Source organism: Mucilaginibacter sp. P25, from assembly GCF_050859465.1.
In the GTDB taxonomy this organism is placed as follows: domain Bacteria; phylum Bacteroidota; class Bacteroidia; order Sphingobacteriales; family Sphingobacteriaceae; genus Mucilaginibacter; species Mucilaginibacter gossypii.
Window position 1 is genome coordinate 2328584 of the sequence record NZ_CP193937.1, and the last position, 21132, is coordinate 2349715.

A 21132-nucleotide genomic window follows, 5' to 3' on the forward strand; every position below is an offset into this window, starting at 1 on the left:
TCAATATACAACCAACCAATAAATACTCAATGTCAAAAAACAACGCCCTGTTCGCAGTAGCATTAATTACCTCCCTGTTCTTTATCTGGGGGTTCGCGCTCAATCTTAATCCGATACTAATTCCACACTTAAAAAAAGCCTGTCAGCTTAATGACCTGCAATCCTCACTGATCGATTCGGCATCCTATATTGCCTATTTTATATTACCCATTCCGGCCGCGCAATTCATGAAAAAATATGGCTACAAGGGTGGGATCATTTTAGGTTTGATACTTTTTTCAACAGGAGCATTCCTGTTTTTCCCTGCTGCTGCGGTGCGTAACTACGCGTTCTTTTTAGCAGCGTTATTCATCGTATTTTCGGGAGCGGCCTTTTTGGAAACAGCCGCTAATCCTTACATAACGGTATTAGGTGATCCGGCTGGTGCTGAAAGAAGGATCAACTTTTCACAATCATTTAACGGATTGGCTGCTACCTTAGCTCCGCTTGTAGGTGGCAATTATATTTTATCGGGCAAAGTGTTAACAGATGCGGAATCAAGCAAAATGTCGCCCGAGCAGCTGAATGAATATCTTAATCATGAAGCATCGTCTGTACAAATTCCTTTTGTGGTAATCGGCGCAGTGGTGCTTGTAGTTGCATTCTTAATTTATCGTACGCACTTCCCGCCAATTGTTGAAGAAACCAGTGAAGAGGCAGTTAACGACAATCGTTCGCTTGGTGTAAGGATAAGCGAGCTACTGCACGTGAAAAGTTTAAGGGCCGGTATCTTTGCTGAGTTTTTATATGTAGGGGCACAGGCTGGTATAAGTAGTTTCTTTATCCGCTATTCAGAAAAAGTAGCCGGATTTGCCGAAAAACCGGCTTCTTTTTATCTCACTATCGCTTCTGCGGGTTTCATGGCAGGCAGGTTTATTGGTACATTGCTCATGCGTTATTTTAACCCGGTTAAACTGCTTATCACTTATGCGATTATTAACATTTTCCTGATAGCTATGGCCGTAACACTAAAAGGCGAAGTAGCGGTTTACGCGTTAATGTGTACCTGGTTCTTTATGTCGATCATGTTCCCAACTATTTTCTCGTTAAGTATCCGTGGACTTGGTGCTAAAACCAAATTAGGTTCGTCGCTGGTAATTATGGGTATTGTAGGTGGCGCTATTTTCCCGGTAATCATGGGTAGGGTATCTGATGCCACTCATAGCATTCAGTGGGCTTATGTTGTTCCGGGTATTTGCTTTTTTGGCATCCTGATCTTTGCTATCAACAACCATAAAGTTAAAAAGCTAACCTTATCAGGTTCGCATTAATATTTGATCTATCTATTATAAAAAAATGAATTTACAACTTACAGATAAGGTAATTATTGTTACCGGGGGGCCAAGGGCATAGGCGAAGGCATAGTGAAAGTGTTAGCTGCTGAAGGGGCTATCCCGGTTATAATAGGCCGCGGTGAGGCTGATAACCTGAAAACGGTTGAAGCTGTAGAAGCAGCAGGACATAAGGCGTATCAGGTAGTAGCCGAACTTACTGATCCCAAAGCATGCGAAAACGCAGTGAATAAAGTTATAGTTAAATTTGGCCGTATTGACGGATTGGTAAACAATGCCGGGGTAAATGATGGAGTCGGCCTGGAAAGCGGCGACTACGAAGGTTTCATGGCATCGTTACATAAAAACGTGGTGCATTATTATCTGATGGCGCATCACGCCTTGCCCGAACTAAAAAAATCAAAAGGGGCTATCCTTAACATTACCTCAAAAACTGCTGATACAGGTCAGGGTAATACTTCGGGTTATGCGGCATCAAACGGTGGCCGTAACGCGCTTACCCGCGAATGGGCGGTTGAGCTTTTGAAATACGGCATCCGCGTAAACGCACTGGTAGTAGCCGAATGCTGGACACCGCTTTACGCTAATTGGATCAAGACCCTGCCCGATCCTCAGGCAAAACTGAAAGAAATTGAGTCAAAAATTCCGCTGGGTAACCGGATGACTACTGCTGAGGAAATTGCCAATACCGTAGCGTTTTTATTGTCGCCGGTATCAAGCCATACTACCGGTCAGCTAATTTATGTTGATGGTGGTTATGTGCATTTGGATAGGGCTTTGGCCAATGCGTAAGTTTTATTAAGCACGCAAGGCGCTAAGTCGCCAAGATTTTTGATACAATAAAAAACGTCATTGCCAGAAAGGTAATGACGTTTTTTATTTGTTGGTAGTTAGTATGAATTTATCTACAACGAAAACCCCTTCAAATACTCTTTTCCCTCCGTACCCCAATCTTTCATGGCGTTTTGCAATATAGTCATGAAGCTCTTGTTAGTGGCTGCTTTGCCTTTTTTGGGTGCTGTTAATGATTTTTCGTCGATAGGCTGTTCGGTAACTTTAGTGGCAAACCAGGTTACGTTTTCGTGCGGGAGGGCTACGCCTAATATCATCCCTGGCAAGCCATTAAATGATTCGGGACCGCCAGAAACAGGAATCTCTTCGGTATAAAAAGCTACTACATAAATCGAATCAAGAATCAGGCCGTTAGCCCGACGACATGGATAGCCGGCAATTTCACGGGTTTCGCCGGTAAGTTTCCATTTGATATGACGGGTGGTGTCTTTCACCAAAAAGGTTTCTTCAAATACACTTTTTTGGCTGATGCTCAGTCCTGTATTAAAGTCAGAAAATACGGTGCTGTTTTGAGCTGTCATCATTGGCTCACTCCAGTAACCGGCTGTTGGTGTTTCCGGTTCAATAGGTGTAAACAGCGTTTGGTAATTGCCAAATTTCAGGGTGCTTTTTAATACCTTAAACTGGGGTTTGTTTTTTTATATTGTTCATACCTGGGCTGGTACCACATTTCGTTATCTTTATTAATGGCTTTTTGCAGCATAGCCCATACATTTGAGGTTTTGTTATACTCAATGGTACCGTGAAAAGTAAAATGCTTATTGCCTTGCGCAAGCAAAAAGTTCGCACTTAATAGCAATATGGTTGTTAAGGTTAAAATCTTTTTCATGATAGGTTATTTTTTAGGTGCACCGCCTCCAACTTTGTTAAAATCCCAGGTGAGGGTGAACATGAAGTACCTCCTTATTGTGGTGTAACGTTCTTGCGTAATGATGTTTGATGCACCGGTACGGTTATAACCGGTATTTTGATTTAACAAATCATTGCCCGAAATGGTTGCTTTCAGCGCGTCTTTAAAAAATGTGCGCGCTATATTGGCATTTAACAGGAAGCGCCTGAAATCTTGATCAGGGAAAGATTTTGTCGGAGCGTTATAGGTGTAGTTTCCATCCGATCCGATCTGGAATTTTCCTGGAAGGTAAATGTTGAAGCCCCCGTTGGCGTTAAATCCGCGTCCGTTATTATTTAGCGCGGAATTTAACGATGATGAGTTGATCGTGTAGGTAGGGCCCGCCGAAATCCAGGCATCGTACTTTTTCTCTTTATATTTAGAAAGCCGGATACTTCCCGAATAGTTATATGATTTGGTTTTGTTTAGCGTATCATTCTGGAAGTTATAGTAGCTACTACCGTTAGCTGATAGCTCGAAACCAGCGTTAATATTTATTCCCGGTATTTTTCTTTCAAAATAGCTATTTGCCCAAAAAGTGCTGGTTGAGTGGTTTTTTAAATTTGATGGCTTATAGGTAATAACACCAGAAGTATCGCGTACAGCATTGGTTACAATGGGGTTACTGGTTGTTGAGTACGAACCGCTGATCCAGATATATTGATTGCTGATAACTTTATACGAGTTATAGCTGATGTTGTAACGGTTGGTGAATGACGGTTTCAGGTCTGCATTACCTGTTTGTATGTTCAATTGGTCGTTATTTATTCTAACCGGTTGGATCTGATCAATGTTGGGTTGCGAAGTATTGCCATTGTAGCTTAAACGAATGCTTGATTGCTTGGTAAATTTGTACTGGAAGCTGGCTTGCGGGTACCAGTTGGTGAAATTACGTGTTAAATCAGGTGTACGACCAAATTCATCAACCTGCTTGAACTTAACTCCGGCTATTTTGGTACCAAAGTTAAATGTGAATTTTTGTTTCTGAATGTTAAATACCGCGCCTCCCTGGTTTGATAATTGGTTTAGTTTATAATCGCTGCTATAAATGCTATCTAAAACCGAATAAATACCAGCTGTGGCAGATGGTTTATTGAAGCTGCGCCTATCGTTGTTAGCATTATTTACTGCTATCATATAACTCAAAGCCAGCGTAAAATCTTTAGCGAGAGGTTCGGTATAAGTTATATTAGTGCTGATATTTGTGCTTTGGGTTTTATTAGCTTTATACTGATCGGTAACTGTATCCCTTAAATGTTCACCGTTTGCCGAATTGTAGTAACCCAGAGTTGATTTCAGGAAGCCTTTCGAGTCACTTTCATTAAGGCTTGATCTGAAGTTTACCGATAATGTGCGGCTTTTCTTTTTGAATTTTTTGGTATAGAAGGCACTGGCATTAAATACCTTGCCGTCAACATTGGCGCTATTATCCTGATCGTTGGTGTTGGTAAGGTTGCCGTTTAGAAGGCGGTTTTGTGTTTGGAACGAGCTTTTGGTATCGCTTTGTCTTAAAGTTCCGTCGGCCGTAACTTTTAGGTTCTGCATCGAATCGATCTTTAACTGGTAATTCAGGTCGAGTTTTTGGCGAAACAGGTAATTGTGATTTGTTTGATCGGTGTTAACAGTTGTAATATTACCAGGAAAGTTATTTAGTGTTTGAGTGTTCTTTGTCCCATCAACCGTAAGTGACCCTATTTTATAATTGGTATTTAAAGATTCCTTATCGCCGTTCCATTTGGTATCATAATGTACGCCACCAGTACGCGCTATCGGTTTACCTTCGCCATCATATCGGCCACTAAAACTATCAAGATCATCACCTCCGCCGCTATAGAAGTAAAAACCACCATCGTCGCTCATTTCCATGCCGCTACCGCCGCCATATTTGTTATTATCTTCCCAGCCTAAACCTGTTTTACCGTTATTGCCCAGCGTACCATAAACTGAAAACTTCTGCTTTCCCTTAAAGCGGTTAAATAAGGCCTGCCCCTGGTAATAGCCATCGGTACCTATACCGCCGTCAAGCTTACCAAAGTAACCGTTCTTTTTATCTTCCTTAAGTTTAATGTTGATGGTTTTGTCTTTCACGCCATCATCAATACCTGTAAAGGCAGCCTGATCGCTCTTCTTGTCATAAAGCTGTACTTTATCTACCATATCGGCGCGCAGGTTTTTGGTAACCAGGGTAGGGTCATCTCCAAAAAACTCTTCGCCATCAACCAACACTTTTTTTACCGTTTGGCCTTGTGCCGTGATCTTGCCGTCTTTATCCACCTCGATACCTGGCAGCTGTTTCAGGAGGTCTTCAACTTTTGAGTTAGGCTGGATATTGTAGGCTGCAGGATTAAACTCGGTGGTATCGCCCTTAATTTTAATGGCTGCCGCTTTTCCTTTTACAATTACTTCCTGTAAAAGACGCTCTTTAAGCAGCATGCTGATGCGGCCGAAATCGTGTGTGGTGTGTGCGGAATCTAAGGTGAAATGCTCTACAAAATCTGCATAACCGGGGTAAGTGGCCAGTACAATGAACTTGCCCTTACTTAAATTGTTAATGGCAAATGTACCATCCTGTTTAACACGGGTAAATTTTTGAAGGATAGAATCTTTAGCAGTTATAACGCTGATGCTTGCGTTGGCTAATTTAGAATTAGAAACGGTATCGGCTATAATTCCTTTAATGCTGTAATTGGTTTGGGCTGATAAGCTTACTGTGCCCACAAGAAATAGCAGTACTCCAATAATTGTGATTTTCATAAGGTCGATTATGAAAGCCAAAATATAACTAAATAGTTAGTTGTGCAAGCGATTTAACATTTTATACTGTAGATTTAACATTTCATCGCCAAAATTTAACATTTTGTCGCGGATGGATGTGTTAAATATGGGAGGCTGTGCACGGGCGTGGACTCGTACACCAATAATGGCGCTGGTGATACTGATCGGGATGGACTCCAATAAAATTATTGCGGGTTTGGTCTAATTGCACATTGATCGGCAAACAGACGGCCGAAATGATGAAAATCCCCCACCTGAGGTACTCAAAAAATGTATAATTTAGCACATTATTCTAACCTGTAGCGCTGTTCTGATCAGCAAGTTTAAACATGTATTATAAATGGTGGGAAAAAGTAAGGTTTTAATGCTTTCAAAAAGGGCATGTAAGCTTGTATTGCTTTTTATTATACTGCTGTCTGCAACTGAGAGCAGGGGGCAGGGATTGCAGTTTGGTTCAAATGACAGCCTGATGAGCAAGCGCACGTCTTACCAGGTTTTTAAGGATGATCTGCCAACTTTTCATGATCAGCTGGTGATTGGTTTCGACCTTTCATTGTGGGATAATCAGCACCTTGGCTATATTTTAAACTTAACCGATGATAAGGGAAACTCCTACAGCCTGAGTGCGATTTACAATCATGGTTCGTTCCTCAATTTCAATATTGATAGCCGGAGTAATAAACTCAGCATCCCCCTTGCCGATACTATGCTGAAACGGCGTAAATGGTTTAAGGTGATAGTTGATCTTGATCTCAAAGGCGATAAAGTAGGCATATCCATAAACGGAAAATGGTACCGGGCTGTGGGATTGGGTTTTAACGGTAAAATAACCGCGAAGATCACCTTTGGCAAAAACGAACATTATTCGGATGTGCCGAATATGGCCATTAAAAACCTGGTTGTCAGCAATGATGATAAATCCTATACCTTCCGGCTTAGCGAATGGACCGGGAATGATGTTTTTACGATTGACGGAGATAACCTGGGGCATGTTGATAACCCTGCATGGCTTATCAACGAGTCATACTTTTGGAAACAAAAATTCATACACACTTTTAATGAGGTTGCGGGGATCAACTTTAATGAAAAAAATGAGCAGTTCTTTATCTTCAAAAGCGATTCCCTGATGTTTTATGATGCCGGGCGGGATGCAGTAGGAACAAAACCATTCAAAAATAAACTGGCAGTACCCTTACACCTGGGCAAAAGTATTGTAAACCTTAAAGAAAATAAATGTTACATATATGAAGTGCTCAGAGCCCCGCAGCCCGCTCCAAGTATAGCTTCCTTCAACCTCGACAGCCTTAACTGGGATTTTTATGGTAAATCGACCATAATGGAGCAAAGGCATCATCATAATATTTTTTACGATAAATACTTTAATAACTTTTACCTGTTTGGCGGGTACGGGTCGTTTAAATACTATGATAACTTTTTTAAATACGATAAAGCTTCAGATACCTGGCAAAAGCAAATCTTCACCGGCGATGTGATCAATCCCCGGTTCTTTTCGGCTGCAAGTACCGCCAACCAAAACAACGAAGTTTACATTTTTGGCGGCTACGGCAACCAGTCAGGCAACCAGGTAGTAGGCGGGATGCACTATTATGACCTCTACCGGGTTAACCTGGATAAGCATAGCATTAAAAAACTCTGGGAGATCAAGCCGGATGAAGAAGCGTTTGTACCAGCCAATAATCTCATTGTATCAAAAGATAAGCAGTTTTTTTATGTGCTATGTTATCCGCACGAACGGCCTAAAACGAGTTTACGTCTGTACAAATTTTCAATAAAAGATGGGTCGTACCAGGTAGTAAGCGGTACCATCCCGGTTGTGTCCGAACGGATAGAAACAGACCATAACCTGTTTTACAATGCTAAGCAGGATGTATTTTATTGCACTACCCAGGAGTTTGAAACACCATCCCGGTCTACCATAAAAATCTTTGCACTTACCGCGCCGCCCGTGAGCCAGGAGGCATTTGTGGCCGCCCACCAGCCCAAAAGCAAATCTTTTACTTTATACAGGATATTGGGTGGCGCGTCTGCATTTGTATTGTTATGCGGGATTGTCGTGTTTTTCTTAAGGCGGAGAAAGGATAACGATGAACCCGTTACTGTTAACGAAGAGCGTATTGCCGAACAAAAAATTGAAACTGAAACAGGTAACAAAGCCAACGCTGTTTACCTCCTGGGCGAGTTTACTGTTTATGATAAAAATAAACGGGATATTACTTACCTGTTCAGTCCCAAGATCAAGCAGCTGTTTATTCTTATTTTGTTAAACAGCCGCGAAAAGAATGGTGTGGTATCAAAAAAATTTCCACTACGCTATGGCCGGATAAGGATGTGGTCAAAACTAAGAATATCCGTGGTGTGACCATCAATCACCTTCGCAACATACTTTCGGATATAGATGGCCTGGAACTTGCCTTTTTAAATGATACCTATAGTTTTATTAGCACCGAAGATTTTTATTGCGATTATTTTGTGGTGAGAGAGGCACTTAAACAAACTAATATTGGTGAACCATCTGCGTTCAATTATCTCGACTTAGTTGCCCGTGGCGGGCTGTTGCAGCATATTCCTGAAATTTGGCTTGATGATTTTAAACAGGAGTACGAAGAAGCGCTGATGCCGGTTATTTTGCCGGTAATAAAAAAGGCTTATGATGCTTTTGATTATAAAAAAGCACTGGAGATCTCACGTATTGTGTTGAATATCGATCCTTTTAATGATATCGGCATTAAGTTTAAGCTCAAAGCCCTGCGCCGTACCAAAGGTATTGAACATGCCCGGAAAATTTATGAGGAGTTTAGCGTCGAATACGAGAAATCATTAGGAGAAGAATACCCTGTTCCTTTCGAAAAAATCTGCTCCAATAAGTCTGATCAACGTTGATCATAAGCTTAAAAAGTTGCCATTAATGCCCTCTTTAAGGGAAATGAATGTTTTATGAATAAATTCTACTAAATATATAGATTTAATAGAATATTTATATATTTGCAACAGATTAGTTTACAAATGGGGTTCATTTTTAAACTAAATGGCAGGTGCTGGCCGGCAGCAAACGGATGGTTCGATTCCACCCCTGCACCTCTTCTCCTCTCATGATTTATGTTTTATAATTGGTTAGCAAAAAGAGTATTCCTGCCCATCAGGAACTCTTTTGCCTTTTTGGGGAGCAAAACAAATTGTCATTTCGACGAGGTACGAGGAGAAATCTTGTACTACATGTCAGGCAAACTATTCAGGTTGGATTAACAAGCCGTATAAGATTTCTCTTTCGCCCCAACGCTCAAGCCTTTGGGCTCTATCGAAATGACACCGCTTTTTAATTCGGTATGAAAAATGTGCAGGGCGGCAAATTTTAACCAAAACAAGTCTAATTTCCCATTTTCCAGGATAAAATACTTATTAAAAAAATTTAAAAAGTTCTTTTAATTCAAATTTTGTTTTAGTAAGTTTGTATTGATAATGCACAGCATATTATTATACGCACTTTACTTTACCCTCATGTCGGTGAGGATAAACATTTTTGTTAATTGGTTTGATAAAAATCCTCGCCCTTGGCGGGGTTTTTTGTATAGCGACTTTTTAAACTTTAACATATAACATATAGGTTCTGAGAAAATTATGGCACGATTAAATTTATTGGAAGAGACACGTTACGAGAAGTTACCGGTAAGCGTTTACAACAACCAGCAGGAAGCCTCAGTGGCGGTAGCGAACCGGATAGCAGATCTGATCCGCGCAAAACAAGCCAAAGGTGAAAAAGCGGTATTAGGGCTTGCCACCGGTGTAACCCCAATAGGGGTATATGCCGAACTGGTAAGACAGCACAAAGAAGCAGGCTTGAGCTTTAAGAATGTGATCACTTTCAACCTGGATGAGTACTACCCGATGAAGCCCACAGCAGTTCAAAGCTATGTGACTTTTATGTACGAAAACCTGTTCAGCCATATTGATATAGATAAAGCCAATGTGCACATCCCTGATGGCACTTTGGATAAAGACGAAGTTGTTGCGTTCTGTTTAGCCTATGAAAAGCAAATAGAAGAATTGGGCGGCTTAGACCTTCAGATCCTGGGTATCGGTCGTACAGGCCACATCGGTTTCAACGAGCCGGGTTCTGCACCCAACTCAGGTACCAGGATGGTAACGCTTGACGACCTGACCAGGCGTGATGCTGCCCGCGATTTCGGTGGTAAAGCCGACGTGCCAACCAAAGCCATTACCATGGGGATCGGTACCATCTTCAAAGCCAGGGAAATCATCCTGATGGCCTGGAACAAGAAGAAAGCGCCGATCATCAAGAAAGCGGTAGAAGGAGAGATCTCGGGCGAAGTACCTGCCACTTACCTGCAATTATCACAACATGTGGAATTTGTATTGGATGCAGATGCTGCATCAGAACTGACCAGGTTTGATACCCCGTGGCTGGTAAAAGATTGCGTGTGGGATAACCAGTTAAAGAAAAAGGCTGTGATCTGGCTAGCGAATGAGGTTAACAAACCGGTACTGAAACTAACGGAAGAAGATTACAATAACCACGGCATGGCGCAACTTGCAGTAGAGCAGGGGCCAGTATACAATATCAACATTGATATCTTTAACCAGATTCAGCATACCATCACCGGCTGGCCGGGTGGCAAACCGAATGCGGATGATTCACAAAGGCCGGAAAGGGCACTGCCTGCTAAAAAGAGAAGTATCATTTTTTCACCACACCCGGATGATGACGTGATTTCGATGGGCGGTACATTTATCCGTTTGGTAGACCAGGGGCATGATGTACACGTAGCTTACCAAACATCAGGCAATACCGCCGTTTGGGATGATGACGTGCTAAGGTACATGGAGTTTGCTATCGATTTCACAAAGAGCATCGGCGAAGACACCGCTCATCTTCAAAAGTCATATGAAGATATGCGTGCCTTCTTCCCAACCAAACAACCAAACGAAATTGATACCCAGGAAATCAGAAACGTAAAAGGCTTCATCCGGAAAACGGAAGCGATTTCAGGCGCAAGATACGCAGGCTTACAGGATGATCATATCCACTTCATGGCACTACCGTTTTACGAAACCGGTAAAACGAAGAAGAACTCGGTAGGTGAGGAAGATATTCAATTAACCATCGACCTGCTTCAACAAGTAAAACCACAGCAGATCTTCGCGGCAGGTGACTTTGCAGATCCTAACGGTACGCACCTGGTATGCTTCAAGATCATCTTAGCTGCACTGGACAGGTTAAAAGGTAAAGAAGCCTGGGTAGAAGATTGCTGGCTGTGGATGTACCGTGGTGCATGGCATGAGTTTGAAACTTATGAGATAGAGATGGCAGTACCATTGTCGCCACAGGAAGTGATCCGCAAGCGTAACGCCATCTTCAAACACCAGTCACAGAAGGATACTCCGGTATTCCCAGGTGATGATGCAAGGGAATTCTGGGTAAGAGCAGAAGACCGTACCCGTGACACTGCTCAACGTTATGACCGCCTTGGTTTGGCTGAATACGAAGCTATGGAAGCATTTGTGAGATATAAATTCTAAAATTACAGATCTTAACGTGGAGTTAGATTTACGAAGTTTTTAAAACTTCGTAAATCTTAAAGACTATCAAGAAGTCCTTATTTTGTAACGACCATACGGTTTACCGTACGGTCGTTTTTTTAGGAAATTAATACATTTATAAATAATGAGGGCAAGGTTAACAAAAGTTAAATCAATAGATCTGAAAAAAGCTGCTGTTGAAAAAGCAGTAGCAGAAGAAGCAAAGACAAACCGGCAATCGGATAGAATAGTCATATTAGTCTTAATTTTACTTGGTGTAATCTTTATAGTTTTGGGACTAATCTTTGGATTCCAACGAAGATTATATGTTTCTCAATAGAGGTAATATTGTAGAAATTCAAAATATGCGTAATTGGGACGACTTTTTTACGATAAAGTTGGTCGCATTTATACCCAGCAAAAAAGCCTTCCCAAATGGAAAGGCCTTCAAATTTATAGCTTTCAGCTTTTACCTTTCGGCTTTCAGCCTTAAGATGCCATTTGCTTGCGGATGATATTCAACGCACCGCCTGCTTTAAACCACTCAATTTGCTGGGCATTATAAGTGTGGTTTACAGGGAATGATTCGCTTGAACCATCTTTATGGTGTAATACAACGGTTAACTGTTTGCCTGGGGCAAAAGTAGTTAAGCCGGTGATATCGATGTTATCATCTTCCTGGATCTTTTCGTAATCGTTAGGATCAGCGAAAGTGATACCCAGCATACCTTGTTTTTTAAGGTTGGTTTCGTGGATACGGGCAAATGATTTTACCAATATGGCACGTACACCTAAGTGACGTGGTTCCATAGCCGCGTGCTCACGTGATGAACCTTCGCCATAGTTTTCGTCGCCCACTACTATCGAACCGATACCTGCGGCTTTATACGCACGCTGAGTAGCCGGAACCGGACCGTACTCGCCGGTTAATTCGTTTTTAACGCTATCGGCAGTAAGGTTAAAGTAGTTGATAGCGCCGATCAGCATATTGTTTGAAATGTTATCCAGGTGACCGCGGAATTTCAACCATGGACCGGCCATTGAAATATGGTCGGTAGTACATTTACCTTTAGCTTTGATCAGCAATTTCAGGCCTGTAATGTCGGTACCTTCCCATGCTTTGAATGGCTCAAGCAATTGCAAACGTGATGAAGTTGGAGAAACGATAACTTCAACTTTGCTGCCGTCCTCGGCTGGTGCCTGGTAGCCTGCATCTTCAACAGCGAAACCTTTTACAGGTAGTTCGATGCCTTGAGGCTCATCAAATTTAACTTGCTCACCAGCTTCGTTAGTTAACGTATCGGTAAGCGGGTTAAAAGTTAAATCGCCTGCGATAGCGAAAGCGGTAACAATTTCAGGAGACGCTACGAAAGCATGGGTATTAGGGTTACCATCCTGACGTTTAGCGAAGTTACGGTTAAACGAAGTGATGATAGAGTTTTTACGGGTAGGATCGTCAGTATGACGGGCCCACTGGCCGATACATGGTCCGCAGGCGTTAGCCAATACCACACCGCCCATTTGAGCAAAAGTATCAAGGTAACCGTCGCGGTCAACAGTGTAACGTACCTGCTCAGAACCCGGAGTGATGGTGAACTCGGCCTGAGTTTTTAATTTTTTATCGATAGCCTGTTTAGCGATAGAAGCCGAACGGGTGATGTCTTCGTAAGATGAGTTGGTACATGAACCAATCAAACCAACTTCTAATTTGGTAGGCCAGCCGTTTTCTTTAACAGCGGTAGCAAATTTAGAGATAGGCCATGCCAAATCCGGAGTGAACGGACCGTTTACATGTGGTTCAAGCTCGCTCAGGTTGATTTCGATAACCTGGTCGAAATATTGCTCTGGGTTAGCGTAAACTTCTTCGTCGCCGGTTAGGTGTTCTGCGATAGCGTCAGCAAGTTCAGCTATATCGGCACGTTTTGTACCTTTCAGGTAAGCAGCAGCTTTTTCGTCGTAACCGAAGATAGAGGTAGTAGCACCAATTTCTGCACCCATGTTACAGATAGTACCTTTACCGGTTGCCGACATTGAACGTGCGCCTTCGCCAAAGTATTCAACAATAGCACCGGTACCACCTTTTACAGTAAGGATACCAGCAACACGCAGGATAACGTCTTTAGCTGAAGTCCAGCCAGAAAGTTTACCGGTTAATTTTACACCAATCAGTTTAGGGAATTTAAGCTCCCATGGTAAGCCGGCCATTACGTCGCACGCATCGGCACCACCAACACCAATAGCAATCATACCCAAACCACCTGCATTAGGAGTATGTGAGTCGGTACCGATCATCATACCACCCGGGAAAGCGTAGTTTTCTAACACTACCTGGTGAATGATACCTGCACCGGCTTTCCAGAAACCGATACCATATTTATCAGATACTGAAGCCAGGAAGTCATAAACTTCGCGGTTAACGTCAACAGCGGTGCTTAAATCTTCAACAGCGCCAATTTTAGCCTGTATAAGGTGATCGCAATGTACGGTAGATGGAACGGCAACCTGCGGGCGACCGGCTTGCATAAACTGCAAAAGGGCCATCTGAGCAGTAGCATCCTGCATAGCTACACGGTCTGGTGCAAAATCAACATAGTCAACCCCGCGACCAAATGCTTTTTGAGCATCGCCTTCGCTAAGGTGGGCATATAAAATCTTTTCGGTTAAAGTTAGGGGTTTACCGGTCGCTTTACGGGCAGCATCAACACGTGTGCTGTAGCGGTCGTAAACCTTTTTGATCATATCTAAATCAAAAGCCATTTGTATTTGATTTTTAGGTGAAAAGTAAAAGAAATTGACGTTAAGCCCATTAACTGGCCTTAGAGCGGCGAATTTACAAAAAATAACATTTGAAAGCCCTCAGTGCTTTATACAAATGTTATTTGGATAAGTTCTAAATAAGTTATTGGAGATTAGTGGTTAGAGGTTGGTTGGTTACGGCAACCTTCACTTTTTGTTGATGAAGATGCATGATACAGTGAAAACTAATGCAGACACCAACAGAACCGGATAATACATCTTTCCAAAAATATCAGGTAGGTCTTGTTTGGAGTTCCCTAAAAACAAAAATGCAAATCCTGTAGTATTTATGGCAGCATGAAAAATCATTCCCGGAATTACGGATTGCGTTTTATAATAGATCCAACCTAAAAATAAGCCCCCGAAAAATGCTGGAATAGCCTGCCAGGGATTTAAGTGCAGTACGCTAAAAAGGATCGCAGAAATGATTATGGCTTTGTTAGGTGCATAATTTTTTAATAATCCTTTTAAAATAATGCCCCTGCATAATATTTCCTCTACGATTGGAGCTATAATAACAACACTCATGAACGAGAACAGATCTTTGGTGAACACCCTCTCAAATATCTCCCGAACCTTCAAAGGCATTGGTAGCAATACCGAAATTCGTTCTAAAATGATTGAGAATGCTGTTGCCGCTATAATCAGCACCGGGATAAGCCACCCTTCAATTTTATTGTAATTTATGGTTGACGGATAACCTTGTTGTTTTTCACTCCTTTTTAAAGTATACTGTATTGCCATTAGTATAGGAGCAGCATTCGTCAATACTTTGAATATCGATCTCACCGCCGGAAATTCTTTTGGAGTATTCATAAATACAATGCCTGCGGTTATTATAACGATGATCAGAAAAACAAGGTACATGAAAAATAGTCTTACAACAGATTTTATATTAGGGTAGGCTATTTTCGGAATATGAGTAATGTTTTCAGGCCCTTTGGCACTTGTTTCAATGTTTGTTACTTCAGACATTTTGCGATTGTTTAGGAAAAAATTGGCCGGTCATGATAAACGACCAGCCAATTTAAAATTAAAAAATAGTTCGATAAAATATCAACAGATTATTTTTCTCCTTTTGATATAGCAGGAGGCAACTGCTTCAAAATCTCCTCAATAGCCCTGTCCAACTGCGGATCTTTATTTTCCATCCTGTCTGCAAAATCTGTTTTTACATAAATATCCGGTGTCACACCTGTTTTCTCAATGTCCTTGCCATCAAGCGTATAACAGCCCCAGGCCGGGATACGGTAGAATGATCCGTCAACCAAACCTTTGCCACTGGTAAAAATGATCCAGCGGTAAGTTTCGGTGCCGATAATTTTGCCCAGGCCCAGTTGTTTAAAGCCTTGTGAGGTCATCTCGCCGTCGCTAAGGGTTTGCTCATTCATGAGCAGGATGATCGGTTTGGCCGCAGGTGCAAAGTTTGATTGCTGTGCTTTTTTACCATCGCGGTAAGCCCATTGCAAATAGGGTTTTTGAGACAAGAATTTTAAAACATTATCATGTACGTTACCGCCGGTATTATACCTCAGGTCGAGGATAAGCGCGTCCTTGTTATAAGCATCATCAACCATATCTTCCAGGAAATCTTCCAGGGCGCCATCGCCCATGTTTTTCATATATGAATAGGCAATGCGGTTTTTACTTCTTTCTGCAACTGTTTTAGCATTGGTCTTGATCCAGTCGTCGTAAAGATTGCCCGACAGGTCACCGGTTGACTCTGGGTGAAGCTTTACTTTAATATCTTTGCCGCCGCGGCTAAAGGTTAGCTCAATTTCCTTATCAAGCGACGGTTTGCTGAAGTAATAATTACGGTCCTGCTTTTCATCAACCGTAACGCCGTTCACTGCTTTCAGGATATCGCCCGGTTTTACATCAATGCCGGCTCTATCGGCATTACTGCGGGTAGCTATACCGCTAACTTTGTATGGTGAATCATTGTTAAAAATAATTCCGGTTTCCATGGTGCGGTAGCTGAGGGTTTTCTTTTCCTCGCTGCCGTTTGAGTAAAAGCCCTGGTGCGATGAATTGAGCTCGCCAAGCATATCATTCAGCAACAGGCGCAGGTCGGCCCGGTTATTAATATAAGGGACAAATGTTTTATAGCTGTCATGAACCTTTTTCCAGTCGGCCCCGTGGAAATTGCCGTCGTAATAGTTTTCATCCAGTCCGGCCCAGGTTTCATCAAACATCTGTGTAAATTCCCCGGCCATGTTACGGGTAAAACTGTAATTGATATCTAACTTATCCACTTTGTTAGCATCGATGTTTAGGGTATAGATATTGCCTCCGGCCAGTACAAAATATTTATCACCATTGCCAAAAATGTTGTAATTGCCGAAGTCGCCGTTGCCAACTTTTTCAGTTTTAGGGTTTTCAAAAGCTTCAAGGGTGGTACGGTAAAGCGCCCCCTTACCTTCGCTATGGTTTGAGGCATAGTATACCAATGTTTTATCCCCTTTTTGAATCACATAAGGTCCCTGGGCCTGGCCAAACTCCGGGCTGATGCGTTCCAGTCTTTTCATCGGTTCTTCGGTGTCTATCACAATATCGGCAGGCGGTTTAGGCGTTGGCTGCTCAGATAAAGGTTTCTTTTTGTTAGACGCTTTTTTGTCCTTATCCTTTTTGTTTTTATCGTCGTCTTTTTTCTCCTCTTTAAACAGGGCCGTAAACTTATCCATCTTAAAAGGATCATCATACTTTTGCAAAGGCATCCGGTAAACGTGGGCATCTTTTGAGCCGTAAGGATACTCGGGCTGTGTACGGGATGATGAAAAATAAATATACTTACCATCCGGCGACCAGAATGGCGCCGATTCTGTAACACCGCTATTGGTAAGGTTCAGTATTTTCCCGGTTTTTATCTCATAAACAAAAACGTCCATCTCAAAATTGCGGTAAGCGTTGTATACCACGTACTCACCATTTGGCGAAAAGCGTGGAGGAGGGTTGTAGAATCCCCAAAACTCATCGGTAACAATTGTTTTTGAAGTGAGTGTTTTCAGATCCAAAAGTTTCAGTTCATTACGGCCGCTCAGATAAATGGCCTGTGTGCGGTCTTTATTCATACTCAACAGGCGATTGCTGCCTTTATCTGTGGTAAGTTGTTTTTCGGCACCGCTGCCGTCGGCTGCCATGGTGTACCAGTTAGGATAGCCACCCAGGGTTTGACCCAAAATGAGGGTTTTGTTATCGCTCATCCAGCTTACTTCGGTAACGCGTTCGCTGGTATTACGCTCCAGTTTTTTACCGAATTTACCTTCGGCATCGCTTACAAATAATTCGCCGCGGGATACAAAAGCCAGCTTTTTGCCATCGGGTGATAATGCTGCTCCTTCAATTTTACCGCCTGTTTCAAACGATTGGTCTTTGGGCAGTACATTATTGCGGAACAGGTTTAAGCTTAGCTTCTGAGTTTGTTTGGATGCCACATCGTACATAAAAATCTGGTAATCTTTTTCAAAAACAACCTTGCTGCCATCGGCACTTACCTGCGGGCGTTTAATGGATGTCGGGAACTGGGTTAACGCAGTTTTTTTACCATCAATAAAAGTGTACAGGTTATATTCTTCGTTGCCCTCATCGGATACAAAATAGATGTTTCCTTTCTGGTCAAGGGTGGCCCAGAAATCCTTGCCCTGCCAGTCGGTATATTTCTTATAGGCTTTGCTTTTAGGATTGTACGATTGAATATCGGGATTGTAAGCGCCTTTATAATGCTTGCGGTTTGGGAAATAAATACTCTCCCAGGTATTGCTGAAAAATAGCTCGCCTGTTTGCGGATGTTCAACAACGCCGTGAATGGTATTAAAATAATGACCGAACAACCGCACCGGTGTTCCGCCGGTAGCAGCTACTTTGTATTCACTGAAACCATTGTAACGGCTTGAGTTAAAGTAAATGGATTTCGAATCCCAGGTCCAGGAATCCACATTATCGCCGGCATCATTATAGGTAAGTTGCTTGATATCGCCGCCGGCGAGGGGCATCACGTACACATCGTTGTTGCCAAACTGGTTTGATGAAAAGGCCAGCCATTGCCCGTTGGGCGATACCCGCGGACTGGTTTCTTCTCCCTGCATGGCGGTCAATCGCGTGGCGGCTGGGCTGTTGATATCGGCTTTCCAAAGATCGCCTTCGTAACTGAAAATTACAGTTTTGCCATCGGGTGTTAGGGTTGGGTTAGATGTAAAATAGCTTCCGGTTGTTTGGGCTTTAAGGCTGGTTTGGCACAGTGCTGCCAAAAACAATAAGATGTATAGTTTCTTCATATGGTTTAAGTTTTATGAATAAATGTATTTTTGAGCCATGTTAAAAGTGGTGCACCTCAATACGTATGACGGTAATGGCGGCGCGGGCAGGGCCTGCATGCGCCTTAACCGGGCATTACTTAGCCAAAATATCGATTCTAAAATTATAGTACATTATAAATTTGGAAATAATCCTGATATCAAGACTTTTAACCGTAATATTATCCAAAAATCATATACGGCCGCAACTATTATTCTGGAACGGATATTGGCTAAACGTTTTCTAAAACCCGATAGCCGTACACCTTTTTCCTTTACCTGGTTTGGCCGTTCGGTAATCAAACATCCCGATGTTAAAAATGCCGATATCATTCACCTGCATTGGATTAATCATGGCTTTCTGGATCCCAAACATATAGCCGAAATTAGAAAGCTGGGCAAGCCTGTGGTGTGGACCTTTCATGACAGCAATGCCTTTACCGGTGGTTGTCATGTGCGCTATACCTGCAATCATTACCAGCAACAATGCGGTAACTGCCCGCTACTGATCAAATCTGCCGATGATGATATTTCGCACCGCATCTGGCAGCAAAAAAATAGGGCTTATCAGCAACTCGACTTCAACATTATCGCCCCAAGTTTATGGATGCAAGATTCTGTAAAGAAAAGCAGTTTGATGCAGGGCAAAGCCGCAAGCAATATTCCAAATACGCTGGAAACCGATGTTTTTAAACCGATAGACAAAAAGAAAGCAAAATCCAAAGCGGGCCTGTCGACGGATAAATTTATCTTTTTAAGCGGATTTATGCCATCGCGTAAAGATCTGCATAAAGGTACTCAATATCTATTAGAGGGCATGGAACTGCTCAGGCAGCGTTTAGGCGCTGAAACCGATCAGGTAGAACTGGTGGTTTTTGGAAACCGGGGCACAGAAAACCTGCCCGACTTTCCTTTTAAAACCAGTTTCTTAGGAACTATTAATAATGATGAAAAGCTGGCCCTACATTATGCAGCCGCTGATGCTTTTTTGATCCCATCCCTTGAGGATAATTTACCTTACACTGTAATGGAAAGCCTGAGCTGTGGTACACCCGTAATCGCTTTTACTACAGGTGGCATCCCGGATATGGTGCAGCATCAGCATAGTGGTTACCTCGCAACCTATCGTTCGTCCGAAAGTTTTACCGATGGGATGGAATGGATCATTAAGCATCCGGAAAGGGACAAGCTTAACCAACAGGCCCGGCAAACTATCATGGATAGTTTTTCGGAAGAAGTGATCGCTAAAAAGCATATCGAAGTTTATAATCAACTTTTAAACAGGGGAGGTGCCGATGTTTAGTCCCCGGTTAAGCGTTGTTACTATTGTTTATAACAATGTGCGCGATATTGAACGTACCATACAGTCGGTAATCAACCAAACTTATAGCAATATCGAATACGTTATTGTCGATGGTTTATCTAACGATGGCACCTTACAAGTAATTGATCAATACAAAAGTCAAATAACCAAATTCATCAGCGAAAAAGATGGGGGCATTTATGATGCCATGAACAAAGGGCTTGCTTTAGCTACCGGCGATTATGTGATCTTCATGAATTCGGGCGATGAGTTTTATGATAACGAAACCGTTGCCGCTGTTTTTGCCGCTGCAGAGGATGCCGACATTTATTATGGTGAAACAGAAATGATAGCCGATGACGGGAGTAGTTTAGGGCAGCGCCGTCACAAAGCACCAGCTAAGTTTACCTGGCGCGGTTTTAAATATGGCATGAGCATTAGTCACCAGGCTATCTATATCAGGCGTTCGCTGGCAGAACCCTATGACCCAAGATATCAATTGAGTTCGGATATCGACTGGATAATCCGCGCGGCAAAAAAGGCTAAAAAGATTGTGAACGTTAACCGTTACGTGGCCAAATACCTGGTAGGGGGCATGTCAAAGAAAAAGCATCGCCAAAGTTTGATGGAGCGTTTTGAGATCATGAAGCAAAATTATGGCTTGATCCCCACTATTTTTAACCATTTTGTTATCGCCTTTAATTTAGGCTGGTATTGGTTGAAGAATAGGCGTACTAATGATTAGGCCACTTGAGCCTTACCTTAGCTGAAAAATCGTTTAACCCGGTCCCAAAAGCTGATTGGGTAATTTTCTTCTACTTCTAAGGATATTTCATGTTTATCTACCGCTTCAACTAATTTTTCTGCATTAGCATCATCATCCGGTCTAACTCTTTTTATTGTGGGAAGATTGGCGCCTGTAATTGTTTCAAAGCGACTTTTAGCTTTTTCAAAAATTTCTATCTCCTCATTACTACGTGTATCAACGTGAGTGATCTCAGGGAATAAATTACTTGATGTTTTTGCAGATTCACATTCAAAATCCGATAGTATATTTATGTAGATCCGGGTAGCCTCGTCTTTTAAGCCCGCATCTTCGTATCCCCTGGCAAATTGCAGCATATCTTGCCCAATTTCGTACTTTTCGAGCAGATCGGCCACCGATAGGCTTATTTGCGCTTTTGCAGCGGAGGCATTTGCAATGGCCTGCACGTCATTTGTTTCTTTTAATAAATCAATAAACGCCTGTAATTCTTTTCTTAAGGAGGGATCAACTTTATATACGTTTTCAACTTGTGAAAGATATAACCCTTGTTGCATGGTTTTATCAGCTAAAAG

At 42.3% G+C, this 21132-nt stretch carries 13 protein-coding genes and 1 pseudogene; 7 read left to right on the forward strand and 7 right to left on the reverse strand.

Features of this window, described 5'->3' with window-relative positions:
- The first annotated feature begins 29 nt into the window (after window positions 1-29).
- A complete protein-coding gene (fucP, locus tag ACRQ5D_RS12205; protein ID WP_090534993.1) occupies window positions 30-1310 on the forward strand; it encodes an L-fucose:H+ symporter permease in 1281 nt (426 codons plus the stop codon).
- Window positions 1311-1335: 25 nt separating this feature from the next.
- Window positions 1336-2123: pseudogene (locus ACRQ5D_RS12210) on the forward strand (SDR family oxidoreductase).
- A gap of 113 nt (window positions 2124-2236) precedes the next feature.
- Here ACRQ5D_RS12210 and ACRQ5D_RS12215 read toward each other — a convergent pair.
- From ACRQ5D_RS12215 to ACRQ5D_RS12225, 3 genes are read right to left on the reverse strand one after another with little or no spacing between them, the layout of a single operon-like run.
- The gene (locus ACRQ5D_RS12215) at window positions 2237-2785 is read right to left on the reverse strand and encodes a GLPGLI family protein (protein ID WP_431200778.1); all 549 of its coding nucleotides are present in this window, start codon (window positions 2783-2785) and stop codon (window positions 2237-2239) included.
- Window positions 2786-2793: 8 nt separating this feature from the next.
- The gene (locus ACRQ5D_RS12220; protein WP_431199718.1) at window positions 2794-3012 is read right to left on the reverse strand and encodes a hypothetical protein; all 219 of its coding nucleotides are present in this window, start codon (window positions 3010-3012) and stop codon (window positions 2794-2796) included.
- Between the two features lie 6 nt (window positions 3013-3018).
- Window positions 3019-5826 (reverse strand): outer membrane beta-barrel family protein, encoded by a 2808-nt coding sequence (locus ACRQ5D_RS12225; RefSeq protein ID WP_091176580.1) that lies wholly within the window; start codon window positions 5824-5826, stop codon window positions 3019-3021.
- Window positions 5827-6187: 361 nt separating this feature from the next.
- On the opposite strand from ACRQ5D_RS12225, the gene ACRQ5D_RS12230 reads away from it, so the two are divergent.
- The 3 genes from ACRQ5D_RS12230 to nagB all read left to right on the forward strand — a co-directional run bounded on the left by ACRQ5D_RS12230 (window position 6188) and on the right by nagB (window position 11403).
- On the forward strand, window positions 6188-8227 hold the full coding sequence (locus ACRQ5D_RS12230) for a Kelch repeat-containing protein (RefSeq protein WP_431199719.1): 2040 nt from the start codon (window positions 6188-6190) through the stop codon (window positions 8225-8227).
- Window positions 8197-8748, forward strand: a complete 552-nt coding sequence (locus ACRQ5D_RS12235; protein ID WP_431199720.1) for a hypothetical protein — start codon at window positions 8197-8199, stop codon at window positions 8746-8748. Before ACRQ5D_RS12230 ends, ACRQ5D_RS12235 begins: the two co-directional genes overlap by 31 nt.
- 735 nt (window positions 8749-9483) lie before the next feature.
- The gene (gene nagB / locus ACRQ5D_RS12240) at window positions 9484-11403 is read left to right on the forward strand and encodes a glucosamine-6-phosphate deaminase (RefSeq protein ID WP_431199721.1); all 1920 of its coding nucleotides are present in this window, start codon (window positions 9484-9486) and stop codon (window positions 11401-11403) included.
- A 489-nt stretch (window positions 11404-11892) separates the two neighbouring features.
- On the opposite strand, the gene ACRQ5D_RS12245 is transcribed toward nagB, so the two are convergent.
- The 3 genes from ACRQ5D_RS12245 to ACRQ5D_RS12255 all read right to left on the reverse strand — a co-directional run bounded on the left by ACRQ5D_RS12245 (window position 11893) and on the right by ACRQ5D_RS12255 (window position 18473).
- A complete protein-coding gene (locus ACRQ5D_RS12245) occupies window positions 11893-14160 on the reverse strand; it encodes an aconitate hydratase (protein WP_091174508.1) in 2268 nt (755 codons plus the stop codon).
- Between the two features lie 186 nt (window positions 14161-14346).
- Window positions 14347-15174: a CPBP family intramembrane glutamic endopeptidase gene (locus tag ACRQ5D_RS12250; protein WP_432329073.1), complete on the reverse strand. Its 828-nt coding sequence runs from the start codon at window positions 15172-15174 to the stop codon at window positions 14347-14349.
- An 89-nt stretch (window positions 15175-15263) separates the two neighbouring features.
- A complete protein-coding gene (locus ACRQ5D_RS12255; RefSeq protein WP_091174512.1) occupies window positions 15264-18473 on the reverse strand; it encodes a S41 family peptidase in 3210 nt (1069 codons plus the stop codon).
- Between the two features lie 37 nt (window positions 18474-18510).
- On the opposite strand from ACRQ5D_RS12255, the gene ACRQ5D_RS12260 reads away from it, so the two are divergent.
- Both ACRQ5D_RS12260 and ACRQ5D_RS12265 read left to right on the forward strand, forming a co-directional pair.
- Window positions 18511-19794, forward strand: a complete 1284-nt coding sequence (locus ACRQ5D_RS12260) for a glycosyltransferase family 4 protein (protein ID WP_091174515.1) — start codon at window positions 18511-18513, stop codon at window positions 19792-19794.
- Complete coding sequence (locus tag ACRQ5D_RS12265) at window positions 19787-20539, forward strand: glycosyltransferase family 2 protein (protein WP_091174517.1); 753 nt, start codon at window positions 19787-19789, stop codon at window positions 20537-20539. Before ACRQ5D_RS12260 ends, ACRQ5D_RS12265 begins: the two co-directional genes overlap by 8 nt.
- 17 nt (window positions 20540-20556) lie before the next feature.
- Here the strand turns inward: ACRQ5D_RS12265 and ACRQ5D_RS12270 are convergent, their stop codons facing one another.
- Window positions 20557-21114, reverse strand: coding sequence for a hypothetical protein (locus ACRQ5D_RS12270; protein ID WP_432329076.1), 558 nt, complete (start codon window positions 21112-21114; stop codon window positions 20557-20559).
- Window positions 21115-21132: the final 18 nt, after the last annotated feature.

What these genes read in the sequence shown, in the direction of transcription:
- fucP (WP_090534993.1), top strand. Translation starts at nt 30, where the DNA reads ATGTCAAAAAACAACGCCCTGTTCGCAGTAGCATTAATTACCTCCCTG.
- ACRQ5D_RS12220 (WP_431199718.1), bottom strand. Translation starts at nt 3,012, where the DNA reads ATGAAAAAGATTTTAACCTTAACAACCATATTGCTATTAAGTGCGAAC.
- ACRQ5D_RS12225 (WP_091176580.1), bottom strand. Translation starts at nt 5,826, where the DNA reads ATGAAAATCACAATTATTGGAGTACTGCTATTTCTTGTGGGCACAGTA.
- ACRQ5D_RS12230 (WP_431199719.1), top strand. Translation starts at nt 6,188, where the DNA reads ATGGTGGGAAAAAGTAAGGTTTTAATGCTTTCAAAAAGGGCATGTAAG.
- nagB (WP_431199721.1), top strand. Translation starts at nt 9,484, where the DNA reads ATGGCACGATTAAATTTATTGGAAGAGACACGTTACGAGAAGTTACCG.
- ACRQ5D_RS12245 (WP_091174508.1), bottom strand. Translation starts at nt 14,160, where the DNA reads ATGGCTTTTGATTTAGATATGATCAAAAAGGTTTACGACCGCTACAGC.
- ACRQ5D_RS12250 (WP_432329073.1), bottom strand. Translation starts at nt 15,174, where the DNA reads ATGTCTGAAGTAACAAACATTGAAACAAGTGCCAAAGGGCCTGAAAAC.
- ACRQ5D_RS12255 (WP_091174512.1), bottom strand. Translation starts at nt 18,473, where the DNA reads ATGAAGAAACTATACATCTTATTGTTTTTGGCAGCACTGTGCCAAACC.
- ACRQ5D_RS12260 (WP_091174515.1), top strand. Translation starts at nt 18,511, where the DNA reads ATGTTAAAAGTGGTGCACCTCAATACGTATGACGGTAATGGCGGCGCG.
- ACRQ5D_RS12265 (WP_091174517.1), top strand. Translation starts at nt 19,787, where the DNA reads ATGTTTAGTCCCCGGTTAAGCGTTGTTACTATTGTTTATAACAATGTG.
- ACRQ5D_RS12270 (WP_432329076.1), bottom strand. Translation starts at nt 21,114, where the DNA reads ATGCAACAAGGGTTATATCTTTCACAAGTTGAAAACGTATATAAAGTT.